This window comes from Streptomyces rhizosphaerihabitans (genome assembly GCF_025399795.1).
In the GTDB taxonomy this organism is placed as follows: Bacteria; Actinomycetota; Actinomycetes; order Streptomycetales; family Streptomycetaceae; genus Streptomyces; species Streptomyces rhizosphaerihabitans.
The window spans coordinates 1-18,032 of sequence record NZ_JAODTZ010000072.1 but is presented as its reverse complement, the minus strand read 5'-3'; the positions used below and the strand labels follow the sequence as shown (position 1 = coordinate 18,032).

The window sequence follows — 18,032 nt, the reverse complement described above, 5'->3', positions numbered from 1 at the left end:
GCCGTCACGACGCGCGGGTGCGGCCCGTACCCCCACCGACCGGGGTACGGGCCGCGGTCATGCCCGCGCGCGTGGTTCACGTGAGGCGTACGCACGCGTGGACACCTGTTTCGCGCCGACGTTCCCCCGGCTCCGAGGTTCCGCCGGCGCGGGCGCAGGAGGTCATTCGACAGTGTCGTCGTGCCAGCCGAAGCTCTTCTCCACCGCCTTGCGCCAGTTGTGGTACTCGCTGTCGCGTACGGAGGCCTCCATGGACGGCGTCCATTCGACGTCTTTCTGCCAGTGCGACTTCAGCTCGTCGAGGTCGTTCCACACCCCGGTCGCGAGCCCGGCCGCGTAGGCGGCGCCCAGGCAGGTCGTCTCGGAGACCTTCGGGCGGATCACGGGTACGCCGAGGACATCCGCCTGGTGCTGCATCAGCAGATTGTTCTTGGTCATGCCACCGTCCACCTTCAAGGTGGTGATCTGCACTCCGGAGTCCTGGTACATGGCGTCCACGACCTCACGCGTCTGCCAGCTCGTGGCTTCCAGGACCGCGCGCGCGAGGTGCGCCTTCGTGACGTAGCGCGTGAGACCCGTGATGACGCCGCGCGCGTCCGAGCGCCAGTAGGGGGCGAACAGGCCCGAGAAGGCAGGCACGATGTACGCGCCGCCGTTGTCCTCGACACTCGCGGCCAGCGTTTCGATCTCGTCGGCGGAACGGATGATGCCCAGCTGGTCCCGGAACCACTGCACCAACGCGCCCGTGATCGCGATCGACCCTTCGAGGCAGTAGACCGGCGCCTCGGTGCCGATCTTGTACCCCATGGTCGTCAGCAGTCCGTTCTTCGAGGGAACGGGCCTGTTACCGGTGTTCAGCAGCAGGAAGCTGCCGGTGCCGTAGGTGTTCTTGGCCGTGCCGACGTCGTAGCAGGCCTGTCCGAAGACCGCCGCCTGCTGATCGCCGAGCGCCGACGCGACCGGGACGCCGCCGAGTTGGCCCACGGCGGTGCCGTACACCTCGGCGGAGGACCTGATCTCGGGGAGCACCGCTTCGGGGATGTTCATCGCGGAGAGGATGGACGGGTCCCACTGGAGGGTTTCCAGGTTCATCAGCATGGTGCGTCCGGCGTTGGTCACGTCGGTGACGTGCCGCCCGCCGTCCGTGCCGCCGGTCAGGTTCCAGATGAGCCACGAGTCGATGGTGCCGAAGGCGATCTCACCGCGCTCGGCGCGCGTGCGCAGGCCCGGGACGTTGTCGAGCAGCCAGGCTGCCTTGGGCCCGGAGAAGTAGCTCGCCAGAGGCAGTCCGGTCTGCTCGCGGAAGCGGTCCTGGCCGTCCGAGCCGCCCAGTTCGTTGCACAGCGCCGACGTGCGGGTGTCCTGCCAGACGATCGCGTTGTGGACGGGCTTGCCGGTGGCACGGTCCCACAGAACCGTGGTCTCGCGCTGGTTGGTGATGCCGAGCGCGCTCAGCTGGTCGGCGCGCAGCCCGGCTTTGGCGATCGCTCCCGCCACCACGGCCTGCACCTTGGACCAGATCTCGGTGGCGTCGTGCTCCACCCAGCCCGGCTTGGGGAAGATCTGGCGGTGTTCGCGCTGGTCGACGGCGACGATCGCGCCGTCCCGGTCGAAGATGATGCAGCGGCTCGAGGTGGTGCCCTGGTCGATTGCGGCGACGTATTTCTCGGTGTTGTCCGTCATGTCGTCCCCTTACGTGTACTTCGTCAGGAGGCTGCGTTCTCGTCAGGAGGGTGGCCTGCGTTCTCGTCAGGAGGGTGACCCGGCTTTCGTCGGGCGGCCGCGCTTTCGGGGTGGCGGCGTGTCGTCAGAAGGCCACGTTGTAGATCCCGGCGCCGAGGGCGGCGCCCGCGATCGGGCCGACCACCGGAATCCAGGAGTAGCTCCACTCCGATGTGCCCTTGTTGGGAATCGGCAGCAGCGCGTGGGCGAGGCGTGGCCCCAGGTCGCGGGCCGGGTTGATGGCGTACCCGGTGGGACCTCCGAGCGAGAGGCCGATGCCGACGACGAGGAAGGAGATGAGCAGCACAGGAAGGCCCGCGTCTCCGATGCCCGCGACGTGCTTGCCGCCGCCGACCAGCGCGAGGATGGGCAGCATCAGGGCAGCCGTGGCGATGATCTCGGTGATCAGGTTCTGCACCGGGTTGTCGATCTCGGGGCGTGTCGAGAAGATCCCCAGCGTCTCGATGGCCTTGCCCTCCTCGGCGTTGAGGTTGAACTGGCCGAGGTAGAGCAGCCAGCACAGGACCGCCCCGATGATGGCTCCCGCGAACTGCCCGAGGAGATAGAAGGGCACGTCCGACCACTTCGTCGAGCCCTCGATGGCGAATCCGACGGTGACCGCCGGGTTGATCTGCCCTCCCGACAGCGGTGCCGAGGTGTAGGCGCCGGCGAGGACGCCGAAGCCCCACCCGAAGGCGATGACGACCCAGCCCGCTCCCTGGGCCTTGGATCTGTTCAGGGTGACAGCGGCGCACACACCCGCGCCGAACAGAATCAGAATCGCGGTGCCGATCAACTCGCCGACAAAGATGTCTCCGTTGCTCATGGCGGCTCCTAGGCCCTCGCCCGGGGCGATCCGCTCCGGGCCACCTTGCAGGGTGCGTCTTCCCATGGCTGCTTCAACCGAAGGCAGGGAGATCCCGCGCCCCGCCCGGCGTCCGTGACGAGCGTGCCGTCGCAGCGGAATCGCCCGTGGGGGACGGCCCTGGGTACGGGTCGGAAACCCGAGCGGTGCGGTGCCTGAAGACGCCCGAATGCGGCGATGCCGACTGACACCCGGAAGTGTTCTCCGGCGCCCAGGGGGCGTCAAGGTCGCGGACTGCAACGGTTCAAGGGCGTACAGAGGACGCGTCGCGGAGAGGCGCCGACATCGTACGAGCGGACCATATTCGGTCAGCCGGTCAGCCGGTCAGCCGGTCAGCCGGTCAGCCGGTCAGCCGGTCAGCCGGTCAGCCGGTCAGCCGGTCAGCCGGTCAGGGTCTGCCCGTACGGCTCCATCGGCGCAGTCCCCGTGCCGCGGCGGATCTCGTGACCGGGCCGTCCCGCGCGCCCCAGTACCCAACTCACCCCGTCCAGAGCCTTGGCGGCCTGCTTGAGGGGTGCCAGAGAGGCGGCCGCCTGCCGGTGATCGGTCACGCTGCCGGGGGCGCACAGCACCGTGGCCAGCGACAGGGTGACTGCGCGGCCGCCGGCCGCCCAGGGCGTGTCGAGCACCGAGACGGCCAGCGGGTCGAGGGTGTCCGGGTCGGCGAGGACCAGGAAGTCGTCGCCGCCGATGTGCCCGACCAGCGTCGCCTCGGACGCCGAGAGCTGCAACGCCCGCCCCACCGCCCGGATCAGCTCGTCGCCGGCAGCGAACCCCGCTCCGTCGTTGACCTGCTTGAAGTGGTCGATGTCCAGCCAGCTCAGAGCGAACACCCGGCCGTCCGCGATCCGCCGGTCCACCTCCCCGGTGATCGCGTCCGAACCGGGCAGGCGGGTCAGCGGGTTGAGCCCCGCCGCCTCCTCGACCCGGCTCTCGGACAGCGCCCGTACGAGGTCCGCGAGGCGTACGACGCCCACACACCGCCCGTACCGGTCGACGACCGCGACATCGTCGGACGTACGGTCCCGGTCCCCGTCCGCGACGACGTCGAGCACCTCCCAGGCCGTGGCGTCGACGCCGACCGTGCGTGGTGGATCACCGAGCTTGGAGGCGGGCCGATCGGCGTACAGCGCGTGCCCGTAGCGCCCGGACATCGACAACAGGAACCGTGACCGGTGCACCGAGCGGACCGGCATCCCGGACGGGTCCACGAGCAAGACCCCGGACACGTCGGGCGATCCGGTGAGCAGCGCCCTGACCTGTCCGGCCGACGCGGTGGTCGGCAGCAGCGCGGCCGGGCGTACGAACTGCCGTACGGACGGTCCGGACCGGGGCGCGCTTCGGATGCCGGGCGACAGCGCCGGAACGTGTACGTCCGCAGAAGGCAGCCGGGCGGGCGGCGCGAACAGTTCGCCCTGCGCGAGCTGCGCGCCCGCCGACACCGCGGCGGCGCACTGCAGTTCCGTCTCGACCCCTTCGACGGACAGCAGCGCACCCAGCTGTTCGCACAGCGTCCGCATCGCGCGCACCGCGGCGGGCCGCGACAAAAGGGACACGTCGAGCTTCATCAGCTCCGGTGCCAGATCCGTGAGCAGGCGCAGTGGTACGTCGCCGTCGCCGACCCCGTCCGCGCAGATCCGGAAGCCCTCGCCGCGCACCGCGGCCACGGCCTCCAGCAGGGCGTGCTGCGGCACGTGCGTGTACGGCGGGCCGATGTCGATGGTGACCTCCCAGGGCAGCCGCCCGGCTTCCCGCACCTCGTTCCGCAGTGCCGAGAGCCTGCCGAGGTCGGCCAGGGTTCCGGCGAACACGTTGACGTGCAGGGGGAGAAGCGTCTCCTTGCGGGCGGCGGCCCGGATCGCCAACGCGGCCAGCCGACCGTCGAGTTCGGGGTCGCGACGGGCCTGCGCCAGGATGTCGCCGGACTCCGGACGGGCGAGTATCTCCAGCGCCGCGACCCCTCCGGTCGTCAGATTGACGACAGGCTGGAAGGCGAAGCGGACAACATCCGTCCAGGAGGGCACGACAGCATAGTGCCGCCGTCGGCGTACGCCGGTGGGCGATTCATGAGGTGTTCACGCAGGATTCCGGGATCGTCACAGTGGGTGTGCACGAGAGCCAGGACGAGCCGCACGCACCTCCCGGCCGAAACCGGTTCGATCGCGGTGCCGCCCGAGTCGCACGGGGTCCATGGGGTCAACCCCAGGATCCGGCGGACGCCGGCCGGTCCTCCGAATCCCCCAGGTCCGGCGCGGACCACCACGGGGCTGCGAACCACCACGGGGCTGCGGGCCACCACGGGGCTACCGCACCGCCACGACCGAAGAGCCATGCCCGAACAGCCCCTGGTTCGCGGTGATCCCCACCCGGGCCTCGGCGACCTGCCGGTCACCCGCACCGCCCCGCAACTGCCACGTCAGCTCGCACACCTGGGCGATGGCCTGTGCCGGAACGGCCTCTCCGAAGGAAGCGAGCCCGCCGCTGACGTTCACCGGTATGCGCCCGCCGAGCGCCGTGGCGCCTTCACACAGCAGTTTGGCGGCTTCGCCCTCCCCGCAGAGCCCGAGGTCCTCGTACCACTGCAGTTCCAGGGCGGTCGACAGGTCGTACACCTCGGCGAACGAGAGATCCTCGGGCCCGATACCCGCCTCCTCGTAAGCCGCCTGAGCGATGGACGACCGGAACGTGCCGGCCGCGGGTTCCACCGCGACCGCGGAGTCAGTGGCGATGTCCGGCAGATCCAGCACGGTGTTGGGATAGCGCGGCGTCACGGTCGACACGGCGCGGATCCGCACCGGCTCGCACGCCCCGTGCCGGCGTGCGAAGTCCATGCCGGCCAGCACCACGGCCGCGCCGCCGTCGGAGGTCGCGCAGATGTCGAGCAGCCGCAGCGGATCGGCGACCACGGCCGATGCGGCGACCTCCTCGGCCGTGACCCTCTTGCGGTAGCGCGCGTTGGGGTTGAGCGCGCCCAGGGCCGCGTTCTTCACCTTGACCTGGGCGAAGTCCTCCGGAGTGTCGCCGTACAGAGCCATCCGACGCCGCGCGTACAGCCCGAAGTACGTCGGATTCGTCGCCCCGAGGACACGAAAGCGCAGCCAGTCCGGATCGTCCGGCCGGTCCCCGCCGACGGGGCGGAAGAATCCCTTGGGTGCCGCGTCCGCACCCACCACGAGGACCACCTCCGCGAGGCCCGAGAGGATCTGCGCACGCGCTGTGCCGAGTGCCTGCGCCCCGGAGGCGCACGCGGCGTACACGCTCGCGACGCGGGCCCCCTGCCACCCCAGCGCCTTCGCGAACGTCGCCCCCGCCACGTACCCCGGATAGCCTCCGCGCACGGTGTCCGCGCCCACGATCGAGTCGACGTCCCGCCAGTCGATCCCCGCGTCGGTCAGTGCCGCGCGCGCCGCCACGACTCCGTACTCGACGAACCTCCGCCCCCACTTGCCCCAGGGGTGCATCCCCACGCCGAGCACCGCCACATCACCGGTCACGCCGTCACCCCCGTCCGCCATGTGCCCTTCATGCCGTCACTCCCGTCGGCCGCCAGTGCCACGTCGTCCAGGTCGTCTCCGTGTCCTCGTGCAGCACACCGGGGACGACCTCCACCTCCATGCCCACCGTCAGGTCGGCGACGGTGATCCCGGGAGCCGCCTGGCCGAGGACCACAAGACGCTCGGATTCCAGCTCCACAGCGATCAACGCGTAGGGCTTCCACGAGAGTTCCGGATCGGTCACATAGGGTGACGGAGGCCGGTACCGGCTGTCGGTGTACGACCAGACGCGGCCACGGGGGGACAGTGGCACCTCGGCCAACTCGCCCCCCGTGCACCCCGGATTGCGGCAGAAGGCGTCCTCGCGGGGGAAGAAGACCGATGTGCACGCCGAGCAACGAGTGGCGAGCAGACGGAAGTCGTTCCCTTCCCCGGTGAACCACCGGGCGACCACAGGTGTGCGTGTACGCGACACGATCCCTCCACGGTACTGGATCTGACGGAACGTCAGAAGTGTGTCACGGGCCACGAGAATTGGGCAGGGCGTCCAGGCGAACCGACTGAGGCCTTACGGGCGTCGGAGTACCTGCCGGGGTGGCCGGGGCCCACGGGGGTGGTTCCGGCCCCTCGTCCTGGCCTCCCCGCCTCCGCCACCCCGACCGGTCCGTCCTGAAGACGTCCGTACGGTGATCGGCTACAGTCCGCGGCGTGTCCGAAACCCCGCATCCACCCGCCGACTTCGCGCCGGATTCGCACTGCTCGAGCTGTGGCGCCCCTTACGGAGAGGGAATCTCCGGCTGGCCCCGCACCTGCGCCGCCTGCGGCACGGTCGCCTACCGCAATCCGCTGCCGGTCGCGGTGGCCCTGCAACCTGTCTACGACGACAGGGGCGCCTCCTTGGTCGTCATCACCCGGACCATCGCCCCCGCGCGCGGGGGCGTGGCCCTGCCCGGCGGATTCATCGACCACCGGGAGGACTGGCGGCACGCTGTCGTGCGCGAGCTCAAGGAGGAGACGGGCATCGACGCGGCGAGCAGGGAAGTGCGGCTCGCCGACGCGATGAGCTCTCCCGCAGGCCATCTCCTGCTCTTCGGGCTCCTCCCGGAACGCCCCGCCGCCGAGTTGCCGCAGTCCGCCGCCACCGACGAGACGGAAGGCTGGCATCTGCTGCGCCGGCCGGCCGAACTCGCCTTCCCGCTCCACACCCTGGCGGCCCGTGCCTGGTTCGAGGGGCGGTACATCTGAGGGTCAGGGTGTCCCCAGCCCCAGCCCCAGCCCCCGCACCCGCACGGGATACGGCGGCTCGCTGAGGCCGGCTTGGCCGCCGACCAGTCGCACCACCAGCTCGTCCTCTTCCCAGCGGGTCACATAGCGCTCGGCCTCCGGTTCGTCCCACCCGTCGCCCGCGTCCGGCACGACGAGCCCGCCTCCGCTGTGCCCGCGCGCGGGCGCCCACGCCTCCAGCTCCAGACCGCCGTCGGCACCGCGTACGGGCAGGACGGTACCGGCCCGCGCGAGCACCGGAACACGCGACAAGGGGGCGTCGACCACCACCTGTGCCGGCCCCTCGTAGGCCTCCTCCGTGACCGTGTCGTACCAACGCCCCCGCGGCAGTTGCACCGTCCGCCGTACCGCTCCGTGGTCCAGTACCGGCGCCACGAGAAGGCTGTCGCCCAGCAGGAAGGCGTCCTCGCAGTCGCGCAACGCCCGGTCCTCCGGACTGCTCCACCACAGCGGGCGGACGTACGGGGCACCCGTGCGGCGCGCCATATGTGCCAGCGTCATGAAGTACGGGAGCAGCCGCCGCCGTTCGACGAGAGCCACGCGCGCGTGCGCCAGCACCTCGTCACCGAACTCCCAGGGCTCCCTGCGTCCGGCTCGCAGGCTCGCGTGGGTACGGAACAGCGGGAGGTACGCCCCGAGCTGGAACCACCGCAGATAGAGCTCGGGCGACGGGCTGCCGTCGAAGCCGCCCACGTCGGGTCCCGAGTACGGCACCCCGCACAGCCCGAGCCCCATCACCAGGGACAACGACGCCCGCAAGCCGGGCCAGCCCGTGGCCACGTCCCCGGACCAGGTCCCTCCGTAGCGCTGCAGTCCAGCCCACCCGGAACGCGAGAAGAGGAACGGCCGCTCCCTGGGGGCGAGTTCACGCAACCCATCGTAGGCGGCCCGAGCCATGCCCAGCGCGTACACGTTGTGGGCTTCACGGTGGTCACCGCCACGGCCCTCCAGGGAGTGCTGGGCCGAACGCGGCAGTGTCGACTCCCCGAAGGCCGTGAACGACGTCGGCTCGTTCATGTCGTGCCAGAACCCCGCGAACCCCTGCGCGAGCCGCTCCTCGTAGAGCCGACCCCACCACGCACGCGCCCGCGCGTCCGTGAAGTCCGGATAGACGGACTCTCCGGGCCATACGACCCCCCGCACGAGCCGGCCCGAGGCATCGCGTACAAAGGCGTCCTCGGCGAGACCGCTGTCGTACACGGCGTTGCCCGGCTCGGCCTTGACCGCCGGGTCGATGACGGACACCAGACGGATTCCGTCGCGCCGTAGCTCCTCCGCCAGCACGGGAAGCTTCGGGAACCTGTCCCGGTCGACGGTGAACACCTGATGGGCGTCGTAATGGTCGATGTCCAGATGCACGGCGTCCAGCGGCAGGCCGCGCTCCTGATAGCCCGCGACGATCCTCCGCACCTCCTGCTCACTGCCGAAGCCCCACCGCGCGTGCTGGTACCCCAGTGCCCATGCGGGCGGCAGCGCGGCGGCGCCGGTCAGCGACGCCCAGGAGTGCAGCACGCGCGCGGGAGTCCCCACCGTCACCCAGCAGCGCAGCGGGCCGCCGTCCATGCGCAACTCGCACGATCCGGCCCGGTCGTGCCCGGAGCCGGCGCCCTCCTTGCCCTCGCGCAAGGTGACGGTGCCGTCCCACGAGGTGTCGTGGAACACGAGATGCGTGGCCGCGTCGGCGACCACCATCTGCACGGGCATCGTGAGGTACAGCGGATCGTCGCCCGGCCCGAAGGCCTGTCCGGGGTCCGTGTTCCACAGCCTGTACGTCCCGTCGCGCAGACGAGACCCCGCGGCCCGTCCGCCCAGACCGAAGAAGCGTGCGTCGGCCGCCACTTCGGAGCGCTGCATCCAGCGGGCCGCGCCGCCGTCGACGGGCTCCCACCACCGGGGCGGCAGATCGCGACGCAGGATCACTCCACCGGGGGTAAGCACCTGGACCGCGCCGTGCCGTGAGACCACGACCGTGACCCGCTCGGCCACGACCCGCCAGCCGCCGTCCTTGTCGGGCTCGAGGAGGGCCCGCGGGTCCGGCTCCGGGCAGCGGCCCGCGAGGGCGTACGACGGCTCCGGCGCGACCGCGTCCCAGCCCCAGAACACCGCTCCGCCCACCGTGACCGTGATCCGCAGCTCCGAGCGGGTGAAGCGGACGACCCCGCCACCGGGTCCCGGCTCGACGCCGAGCACCGGCCCGGGCATCCGCGCCCGCTCGGCGCCCCGCTGCGGCAACCCGGTGGCGTCGGCACGCCTCCTACGCCACGCGGCCCGTACCGTGAGCAACCCCTGAGTGGCACCCCCCGAGCCGACCGCTTTCACCGAACGCACCAGGTCACGACCGTCCATGCTGCTCACCCTGCCACTACCGGCGCCCGATGAGTGAGCCGTTCAACTGCCGTTCACCTGTAGCGACGCCACATCTTCATGTCGCCGACTATGTGCGGCGTGCCCTGGTGCAGAAGTCGATCACATGGCATCGTCCGTGTCAGCCGCGTGACGCGCACACCCCCGCTCGTGCGCGACCGACGCACACGACGCGCACAGCCCGGGAGCCGCCCCATGTCCACCACGAACCCCTCACCGCTCTGGCAGCCCACCGGCGAGGTCATCGCCCAGGCGCAGGTCACGAAGTTCCAGGCCTGGGCGGCCGAACGGCACGGAGCCCCGTCCGACGGCGGTTATGCGGCCCTGCACCGCTGGTCGGTCGACGAGCTGGACACGTTCTGGAAAGCCGTCACCGAGTGGTTCGACGTACGGTTTTCGACGCCCTACGCGCGCGTGCTCGGCGACCGCTCCATGCCCGGTGCCGCATGGTTCCCCGGAGGGTCACTCAACTACGCGGAGCACGCCCTGCGCGCCGCCCAGACCCGCGCGGACGAACCTGCCCTGCTGTATGTCGACGAGACCCACGAGTCCGTCCCCGTGACATGGTCCGACCTGCGCCGCCAGGTGGGCTCCCTGGCCGCCGAACTGCGCGCCCTCGGAGTACGCCCGGGAGACCGCGTCAGCGGCTATCTCCCGAACATCCCCCAGGCCGTGGTCGCCCTGCTCGCGACAGCCGCCGTGGGCGGTGTCTGGACGTCCTGCGCCCCCGACTTCGGCGCCCGCAGCGTCCTCGACCGCTTCCAGCAGATCGAACCCGTGGTCCTGTTCACCGTCGACGGCTACCGCTACGGCGGCAAGGAGCACGACCGCCGTGACACGGTCGCCGAACTGCGCCGTGAATTGCCCACCCTGCGCGCCGTCGTGCACATCCCGCTGCTGGGAACCGCAGCTCCCGAGGGCGCCCTGGACTGGTCGGCCCTGACCTCCGCAGACGTGGAGCCCGTCTTCGAGCAGGTCTCCTTCGACCACCCCCTGTGGGTGCTCTATTCCTCCGGCACGACCGGCCTCCCCAAGGCCATCGTCCAGTCCCAGGGCGGCATCCTCGTCGAGCACCTCAAGCAGCTCGGCCTGCACTGTGACCTGGGTCCCGAGGACCGCTTCTTCTGGTACACCTCCACCGGCTGGATGATGTGGAACTTCCTCGTCTCCGGCCTGCTCACGGGCACCACGATCGTGCTCTACGACGGCAGCCCCGGGTACCCGGACACCGGCGCCCAGTGGCGCATCGCCGAACGCACCGGAGCGACCCTCTTCGGTACGTCCGCCGCGTACGTCATGGCCTGCCGCAAGGCGGGCGTCCACCCCTCGCGCGACTTCGACCTCACCCGCGTGAGGTGCGTCGCCACCACCGGCTCGCCCCTGCCGCCCGACGGATTCCGCTGGCTGCACGACGAGGTCCGCGAGGACCTGTGGATCGCCTCCGTCAGCGGCGGCACCGATGTGTGCTCTTGCTTCGCCGGAGCGGTACCGACACTCCCGGTGTACATCGGAGAACTCCAGGCCGCCGGCCTCGGCACCGACCTCCAGGCCTGGGACCCCAGCGGAAAGCCCCTCACCGACGAGGTCGGTGAACTGGTCGTCACCAATCCGATGCCGTCGATGCCGATCCGGTTCTGGAACGACCCCGACGGCATCCGCTACCACGACAGCTACTTCGACACGTATCCCGGAGTGTGGCGCCACGGCGACTGGATCACCGTCACCTCACGAGGCTCGGTCGTCATCCACGGCCGCTCCGATTCGACGCTCAACCGGCAGGGCGTGCGCATGGGCTCGGCCGACATCTACGAAGCCGTCGAGCGACTCCCCGAGATCAAGGAGTCGCTCGTCATCGGCGTCGAACAGCCCGACGGCGGCTACTGGATGCCGCTGTTCGTCCACCTCGCCCCCGGAGCAGTCCTCGACGAGGCACTCCTGAACCGCATCAAGAAGACCATCCGCGAACAGCTCTCCCCACGTCACGTCCCCGACGAGGTCATCGAGGTACCCGGAGTGCCGCACACCCTGACCGGCAAGCGCATCGAAGTGCCGGTCAAACGCCTTCTCCAGGGCGCCCCCATGGAGAAGGCCGTCAACGCCGGTTCCGTGGACAACGTCGAACTCCTGCGGTTCTACGAAGAGCTGGCCCGCGAGCGCGGCTGATCAGCCTCCGTAGGTGGCTTCGGACTCGCCGAGCACAGTGGCGAAGTCCGAGGCCAGGCGCACGGCGTCGGCGGGTGAGAGCTCCGCGACCGAGATACGTACACCAGGTGCGGCCGAGGTCCTGAAGCGCGCGCCCGCCGCGACCCACCATCCGTACGAACGCAGCCCGTTCACGACCGCCGACTCGTCCCGCACGGGTACCCAGACGTTCAGCCCGCTCACCCCGTGGGCCGTCATGCCGCGGTCGGCGAACTCATGGAGCAGCGCGTTCCGACGCAGTGCGTACGTCTCCTGGGCGCGCGCCACCAACGCGCGCGTGCCCTCGTCCGTCATCAGCCCGTGCACCGTCTCCTGGAGCAGATGACTGACCCAGCCCGACGTCAGCAGAAGGCGGCCGTCGTGCCGGGCCAGGGTCGTCGGATCACACGCCGCGGCCGCCCACCGCAGATCGGTCCCCAGGAACTTGCTCACCGTGCGCACATGCACCCAGCGGTTCAGACCTCCCGAGGCCAGAGTGCGCAGCGGCGCGTCAGCGACCGACGACGCGTGATCGTTCTCCACGACCAGCACATCGGGCTCCTCCTGGAGCACGTCGACGAGTGCGTCCCGCCGGTCCCCCGAGAAGCTGCCGCCGCAGGGATTCTGCGCTCGCGGACTGCACACCAGCGCGCGGACTCCCGCCCGTAGAGCCGCCCGCAAGGCCTCCGGGCGGATGCCCTGGTCGTCCACCGCGACCGGAACCGTGCGCAGTCCCAGCGCCGTGACCAGATCCAGCAGATGGTGATAGCCGGGATCTTCCATCGCGACCGCATCCCCCGGACGCAGTTCCACCGACAGCAGCCGCCCGATCAGATCCAGCGCACCATGAGCGAACGTCACATGCTCGGCCGGAACCCCATCGGGCTCCAGCCAGTCGCGCACCGCCTCCTCCAGCCGCTCCAGCCGCGGCGTGCTGCGATGCGAGCGCGCGCCGGGGGAGAGCCGCGACGGCGGCACCAGCCGGGGAAGGAACGCGGGGTCCGGATGCCCGCCCGCCAGATCGCGCAGCCCGTCCGGCACGCGCGGCGGCCGTCGTGACGCCACCGCGGGCGCGGCGGCGACCACGGTCCCGCCGCGTCCGCGGGTCACCACGATCGCGCGCTGCCGCAGTTCCTTGTACGCCGTCGCGACCGTTCCCGGGCTCACGCCGAGCCGGTCGGCCAGGCCGCGCACCGGAGGCAGCGCCGTGCCCGGCTCCAAGGCGCCTTCAGCCACGCCGCGTTCGACAGACGCGGCAATTCCCTTGGCCGTCGTACCACTGATCGAATATTGTGTTGCCACGTTACTGAGTATGTATCAATACATAATCTGGAGCAAGGGGGAGCAGTGAGTCCGATGCGCCGCGCAGCCGCATGGTCGACACGCATTCCAGGAGGCCCCGACGGCCGAAGAATGCTCTGGATCGCCCTGGTCGACCGCATCGGCAGCGGCCTGTGGGCATCCGTCTCCGTCCTGTACTTCACCTACGTCACCGGTCTCTCGGTCGCGCAGATCGGCACCCTCGTGGCGGCGGCCGGAGCCGTCGGCATCGCCGGCGCACCCCTCGGCGGGCGCATCGCCGACCACCTGCCGCTCACCCGCGTCCTGATCGCGCTCCAACTCCTGCGCGCCCTCGCCTCCTTCGCGCTGCTGACCACCGACAACTACGCCCTCCTCGTGGTGTTCTCCGCGGCGGGCGGTTTCGGCGACCGCGCCGCGAGCGTCCTCACCAAGCTCTACGCAGCCCGCGTCTCGGGACCCGACCGCGTCCGCTACCAAGCCGTCAACCGCACCGTCGCCAACGCCGGTTGGGCCCTGGGAGGCCTCGTCGCGGCCGGCGCCCTCACCATGGGAACCGCCGCCGCATACCAATGGCTGCTCGCGGGCGACGCCCTCTCGTTCGTGGCCGCCGCCCTCGCGACCGCCCGCTGCGGTGAACCACCCTCGGCCACCCGCACGATCACCACGTCGAAGCACCCCGCCCCCGCGGCACGTCCCGCCAGCCCCTGGCGCGACCGCACATACCTCGCCTATGTCGCCACCGAGACCGTCCTCTTCCTCGACGACGCCGTGTTCAAGGTCGGGCTGCCCCTGTGCATCGCCCACTCCGACCGGGCTCCCCACGGCCTCGCGCCGCTGCTGATGGTCCTGAACAACGGGATGGTCGTGACCCTCCAGGTCCCCCTGGCCCGGTTGGGCGCCACAACGGCCGCGGCCCGTGCGCTGCTCCTCCCGCTCTGCGCCTTCTTCGCCCTCGGCGGTGTCGCCATGGCGCTCTCGGCCGAGGGCGGAGTCGTGGCCGTGACCCTCTCCCTGACCGCGGCCGCCATCACGTTCACGGTGGCGGAGATGCTGCACGCCACTGTCTCCTGGGAGCTCTCCGTAGCCCTCGCCCCGGACACCGCACAGGGCGCCTACCTCGGCGTCCACGGACTGGCGCAGGCCGCGCAACGCAGCATCGGACCACTCGCCGTCACCGCGGCCATCGCCACCGGCCCCCTCGGCTGGACCCTCTTCGGTGCGACCATAGCCATGACCTGCGTGTTTCAGCATCGCCTCGTGCGTGACCGGTTCTCCCGCCCCGCACTGTCAGTGCCGGCCGTTACTGTGAGTGAGCATTGATCGACTGTGCACAGGGGGAAACATGGCGCACACCCAGCACCACACCATGCGACGCGTCCTGCGCCGCGAAATCGCCGGCACCATCGGCCTGCTGACCGACGAACAGGACTTCCGGGCGATGCGGCGCTACCGCACCTTCGCCTTCGACGACCACACAACCTATCTCCGTCAGGTCGAAGCGCTGCTCAAGACCCTCGCCGCCGAGGGCAGCCACACGACCGTGGCACTCTTCGACCCCGAGGAGTACGCCGAATACTGCGCCGAAAGCGGCCTGGAGCCCGACACCCCGGCCAGCCGTACCCGCTTCACCGCGCAACTGGCAGCGACCGGGCCCACCGTTCCCTACGACGGACAGTCTCTCGACGAGCTGGTCCCGGACCTCGTCGACGAAGCGGTCCGCCGAGCCACCTGGGAGTACGCGACCACGCTTCTGGCCCGCATCGGCACCTGTGCGACCTGCGGCGAGGACATCGGCCGTGCCTCCTTCATCCGCGCCGCCCACCTCCTCACCCGCGTCGTCGCCACCGCGGGCCCGGGAGATCTCCACCTCGTGTGCAGCGTCTCGACAGCACCCGACACACTCGTGGCCGTGCTCCGGGCGGAGGGCTGCACCGAGGGCGCCACACGTCTCGACGAATCCGAAGCCCTCGAATTCACCACTGTCCTGGCCCTCGGTATCGCCACCCGGAGCGCCGCCGGAGTCGTCATGCGGACCACCGCACCCGCCGCCACCGACCGCGTCTACGGATGGCGCCTGCGTGGCGAAGACCTGGAGCCCCTCACCGCCGGGGAGGTGTTCGACGCCTACTGCACCGACATGGAATCCGGCGATCTGGTCTCCCCGGAATCCGGCGTCGACTACTGCGTGCCGCCCGACCTCGGAGACGAGGGAAAGGGGACGGGCCACACGCACTGAACGCGAAGGGGGCGCCCCATCCGCAGATGGAGCGCCCCTCCGTACCACCAACGCCGTCGATCGGCGGACGGCACGGGGCGGCTACTCGCCGGACAGCACCGCCTGCGCCGCGGTGCGCGCCTCCTCCGCCGTGTCCGAGGCACGTGCGGCCGAGGCCGCGCGCTCGCACTGGGCGAGCGTGTACTTCGCCAGCGTGGCCCTCACATAGGGGATCGACGCGGCACCCATCGACAAGGAGGTGACACCCAGACCGGTCAGCACACAGGCGAGCAGCGGGTCCGACGCGGCCTCACCGCAGACACCACAGCTCTTGCCCTCGGCCTTCGCCGCTTCGGCGGACAGCGCGACCAGGTCGAGGAGCGCGGGCTGCCACGGGTCCTGCAGACGGGACACCGCGCCCACCTGCCGGTCCGCGGCGAACGTGTACTGCGCGAGGTCGTTGGTCCCCAGGGACAGGAACTCGACCTCCTGCAGAATCGACCGCGCCCGCAGCGCGGCCGACGGGATCTCCACCATCGCTCCGAACTTCGCCTGCAGCCCGGCCTCACGGCACGCGTCCGCGAACGCCTTGGCGTCCGTACGGTCCGCGACCATCGGAGCCATCACCTCGAGATAGACCGGCAGCCCCTCCGCAGCCTTCGCGAGAGCGGTGAGCTGCGTACGCAGCACATCGGGGTGGTCGAGCAGTGAACGCAGACCCCGCACGCCGAGCGCGGGGTTCGGCTCGTCGGCCGGAGTCAGGAAATCCAGCGGCTTGTCCGCGCCCGCGTCGAGCACCCGCACCACGACACGGCCCTCGGGGAAGGCTTCGAGCACCTGGCGGTACGCCTCGACCTGCTTCTCCTCGGACGGAGCCTGCTTGCTGTCGTCGAGGAAGAGGAATTCGGTACGGAACAGACCGACGCCCTCGGCACCGGCCTCCACGGCCGCCGGCACGTCCGCCGGACCGCCGACGTTGGCCAGCAACGGCACCTTGTGCCCGTCGGAGGTGGCACCCGGACCTGTCGAGGCCGACAGTGCCGCCCTGCGCTGGGCCGCCGCCGACTCCAGCTGCGCCTTCTTCTCCGCGCTCGGCTCCACGAAGACCTCACCGGTGCTGCCGTCGACGGCGATCACGGTGCCTTCGGCGAGCTCACCGGCGCCGGGGAGCGCCACGACGGCCGGTACACCCAGCGCACGGGCCAGGATCGCGCTGTGGCTGGTCGGGCCGCCCTCCTCGGTGACGAAGCCGAGGACCAGGGTGGGGTCCAGCAGTGCCGTGTCGGCGGGCGCGAGATCACGCGCGATAAGGACATAGGGCTCGTCGCTGTCCGGGACGCCCGGCATGGGCACGCCGAGCAGCCGCGCGACGATACGGTTCCGCACGTCGTCGAGATCGGCCACGCGTCCGGCGAGGTACTCACCGGCGCCGGCCAGCAGCGCCCGGTACGCGGCCAGAGCGTCGTAGACCGCACGCTCGGCCGTACTGCCGACGGCGATCCGCCGGTCCACATCGGCCATCAGCTCGGGGTCTTGGGCCATCATGGCCTGGGCCTCGAGCACCGCCTGGGCTTCGCCCCCCGCCAGATTGCCGCGCGCAATCAGGTCGGCTGCCACAGCCTCCACGGCCTTGCGGGCGCGTCCCTGTTCGCGCGCCGCGTCCTCCGCCGGGATCTGCTTGGCAGGCGGTTCGAGAACCGCCGTCCCCATGTGCCGAACCTCGCCGATCGCCACACCGTGGCTCACGCCGACGCCTCGCAGCGTTGTCTCCATTTCACCCGTCTCCGATAGTGCGGCGGGTATCGCCGCCGTGATGGTTGTCGAACGCGCCGTCCAGGACGGCGTCGAAGTCACTGCCAGCCGAAGAGCTCGTCGCCGGCCTTCACATCGCCGTCCTCACGGACGCCGGAGAGTGAGTCCGCCGTGGCTTCGAGGGCCACGACCGGGCACACCGGGGATTTTCCGGCCGCCTCGACGGAGGCGGGGTTCCACCGCACGACGCTCTGGCCGCGCGTCACGGTGTCCCCCTTGTTGACGAGTAGTTCGAAGCCCTCGCCGTTGAGCTGCACGGTGTCGATGCCCAGGTGCGTGAGCACGCCGTGGCCCTCGCCGTCGACGACGACGAACGCGTGCGGGTGAAGGGAGACGATCACTCCGTCCACGGGAGCGACAGCCTCCGAAAGCTCACGGACGGGGTCGATCGCCGTGCCGGGGCCGACCATCGCTCCGGAGAACACGGGGTCCGGTACGGCGGCGAGTCCGATGGCGCGTCCTGCGAGAGGGGACGTCACGGTGGTCATGGGGAGCCTCCGAGGGGTGGAGATCTATACGGGCCGTCACTGCCTGTCTGTCCCGGACAGCGCACTGTTGAGCAGGGTATGTCACATGAAGTGCCGGTTCCGCGCGAGAGGTCCCGGTTGGTGCCGTAGAGGAGCAGGGCAAACGATTTGCGCCCGCTCCCGCACCCCATGTAGAGTCGTACTCCTGCTTGAGGCTGAGCGGCGTGACCAAGCGTCGTTGCCCGGCAGCACCCAACTTGTCAGATCCTATCTCGGGGTCTCCTTCCGCATGTCTGCGGGACGGTGGTCAGAGAGACGGAAAAGCA

13 protein-coding genes are annotated in these 18,032 nt (G+C 70.6%); 4 read left to right on the top strand and 9 right to left on the bottom strand.

Going from position 1 to position 18,032, the window contains the following annotated elements; genetic code table 11:
• Window positions 1–162: 162 nt before the first annotated feature.
• The 5 genes from glpK to N4G66_RS40730 form a co-directional block, all read right to left on the bottom strand.
• Window positions 163–1,683 carry a glycerol kinase GlpK gene (glpK, locus tag N4G66_RS40750; RefSeq protein WP_261709359.1) on the bottom strand — a complete coding sequence of 507 codons (1,521 nt, stop codon included), beginning with the start codon at window positions 1,681–1,683 and terminating at the stop codon, window positions 163–165.
• A gap of 124 nt (window positions 1,684–1,807) precedes the next feature.
• A complete protein-coding gene (locus N4G66_RS40745; RefSeq protein WP_261709358.1) occupies window positions 1,808–2,548 on the bottom strand; it encodes an MIP/aquaporin family protein in 741 nt (246 codons plus the stop codon).
• 419 nt (window positions 2,549–2,967) lie between these two features.
• A complete protein-coding gene (locus N4G66_RS40740; protein ID WP_261709357.1) occupies window positions 2,968–4,611 on the bottom strand; it encodes a GGDEF domain-containing protein in 1,644 nt (547 codons plus the stop codon).
• A 279-nt stretch (window positions 4,612–4,890) separates the two neighbouring features.
• Complete coding sequence (locus N4G66_RS40735) at window positions 4,891–6,081, bottom strand: lipid-transfer protein (RefSeq protein ID WP_261709370.1); 1,191 nt, start codon at window positions 6,079–6,081, stop codon at window positions 4,891–4,893.
• 28 nt (window positions 6,082–6,109) lie between these two features.
• On the bottom strand, window positions 6,110–6,535 hold the full coding sequence (locus N4G66_RS40730; protein WP_261709369.1) for a Zn-ribbon domain-containing OB-fold protein: 426 nt from the start codon (window positions 6,533–6,535) through the stop codon (window positions 6,110–6,112).
• A gap of 254 nt (window positions 6,536–6,789) precedes the next feature.
• Between N4G66_RS40730 and N4G66_RS40725 the strand changes: the two genes are divergently transcribed.
• Window positions 6,790–7,326: an NUDIX domain-containing protein gene (locus N4G66_RS40725; protein WP_261709356.1), complete on the top strand. Its 537-nt coding sequence runs from the start codon at window positions 6,790–6,792 to the stop codon at window positions 7,324–7,326.
• Window positions 7,327–7,329: 3 nt separating this feature from the next.
• On the opposite strand, the gene N4G66_RS40720 is transcribed toward N4G66_RS40725, so the two are convergent.
• The gene (locus N4G66_RS40720; RefSeq protein WP_261709355.1) at window positions 7,330–9,711 is read right to left on the bottom strand and encodes a glycoside hydrolase family 31 protein; all 2,382 of its coding nucleotides are present in this window, start codon (window positions 9,709–9,711) and stop codon (window positions 7,330–7,332) included.
• Window positions 9,712–9,924: 213 nt separating this feature from the next.
• Here N4G66_RS40720 and N4G66_RS40715 point away from each other — a divergent pair, with 213 nt between their 5' ends.
• Window positions 9,925–11,892, top strand: a complete 1,968-nt coding sequence (locus N4G66_RS40715) for an acetoacetate--CoA ligase (RefSeq protein ID WP_261709354.1) — start codon at window positions 9,925–9,927, stop codon at window positions 11,890–11,892.
• Here the strand turns inward: N4G66_RS40715 and N4G66_RS40710 are convergent, their stop codons facing one another.
• Window positions 11,893–13,212: an aminotransferase class I/II-fold pyridoxal phosphate-dependent enzyme gene (locus N4G66_RS40710; protein ID WP_261709353.1), complete on the bottom strand. Its 1,320-nt coding sequence runs from the start codon at window positions 13,210–13,212 to the stop codon at window positions 11,893–11,895. It abuts the gene before it with no gap.
• A gap of 111 nt (window positions 13,213–13,323) precedes the next feature.
• On the opposite strand from N4G66_RS40710, the gene N4G66_RS40705 reads away from it, so the two are divergent.
• Both N4G66_RS40705 and N4G66_RS40700 read left to right on the top strand, forming a co-directional pair.
• The gene (locus N4G66_RS40705) at window positions 13,324–14,532 is read left to right on the top strand and encodes an MFS transporter (RefSeq protein WP_261709352.1); all 1,209 of its coding nucleotides are present in this window, start codon (window positions 13,324–13,326) and stop codon (window positions 14,530–14,532) included.
• Between the two features lie 22 nt (window positions 14,533–14,554).
• On the top strand, window positions 14,555–15,448 hold the full coding sequence (locus N4G66_RS40700) for a hypothetical protein (protein WP_261709351.1): 894 nt from the start codon (window positions 14,555–14,557) through the stop codon (window positions 15,446–15,448).
• Window positions 15,449–15,529: 81 nt separating this feature from the next.
• Here the strand turns inward: N4G66_RS40700 and ptsP are convergent, their stop codons facing one another.
• Window positions 15,530–17,200: a phosphoenolpyruvate--protein phosphotransferase gene (gene ptsP, locus N4G66_RS40695; RefSeq protein ID WP_261709350.1), complete on the bottom strand. Its 1,671-nt coding sequence runs from the start codon at window positions 17,198–17,200 to the stop codon at window positions 15,530–15,532.
• A 77-nt stretch (window positions 17,201–17,277) separates the two neighbouring features.
• Complete coding sequence (locus N4G66_RS40690) at window positions 17,278–17,727, bottom strand: PTS sugar transporter subunit IIA (protein ID WP_261709349.1); 450 nt, start codon at window positions 17,725–17,727, stop codon at window positions 17,278–17,280.
• Window positions 17,728–18,032: the final 305 nt, after the last annotated feature.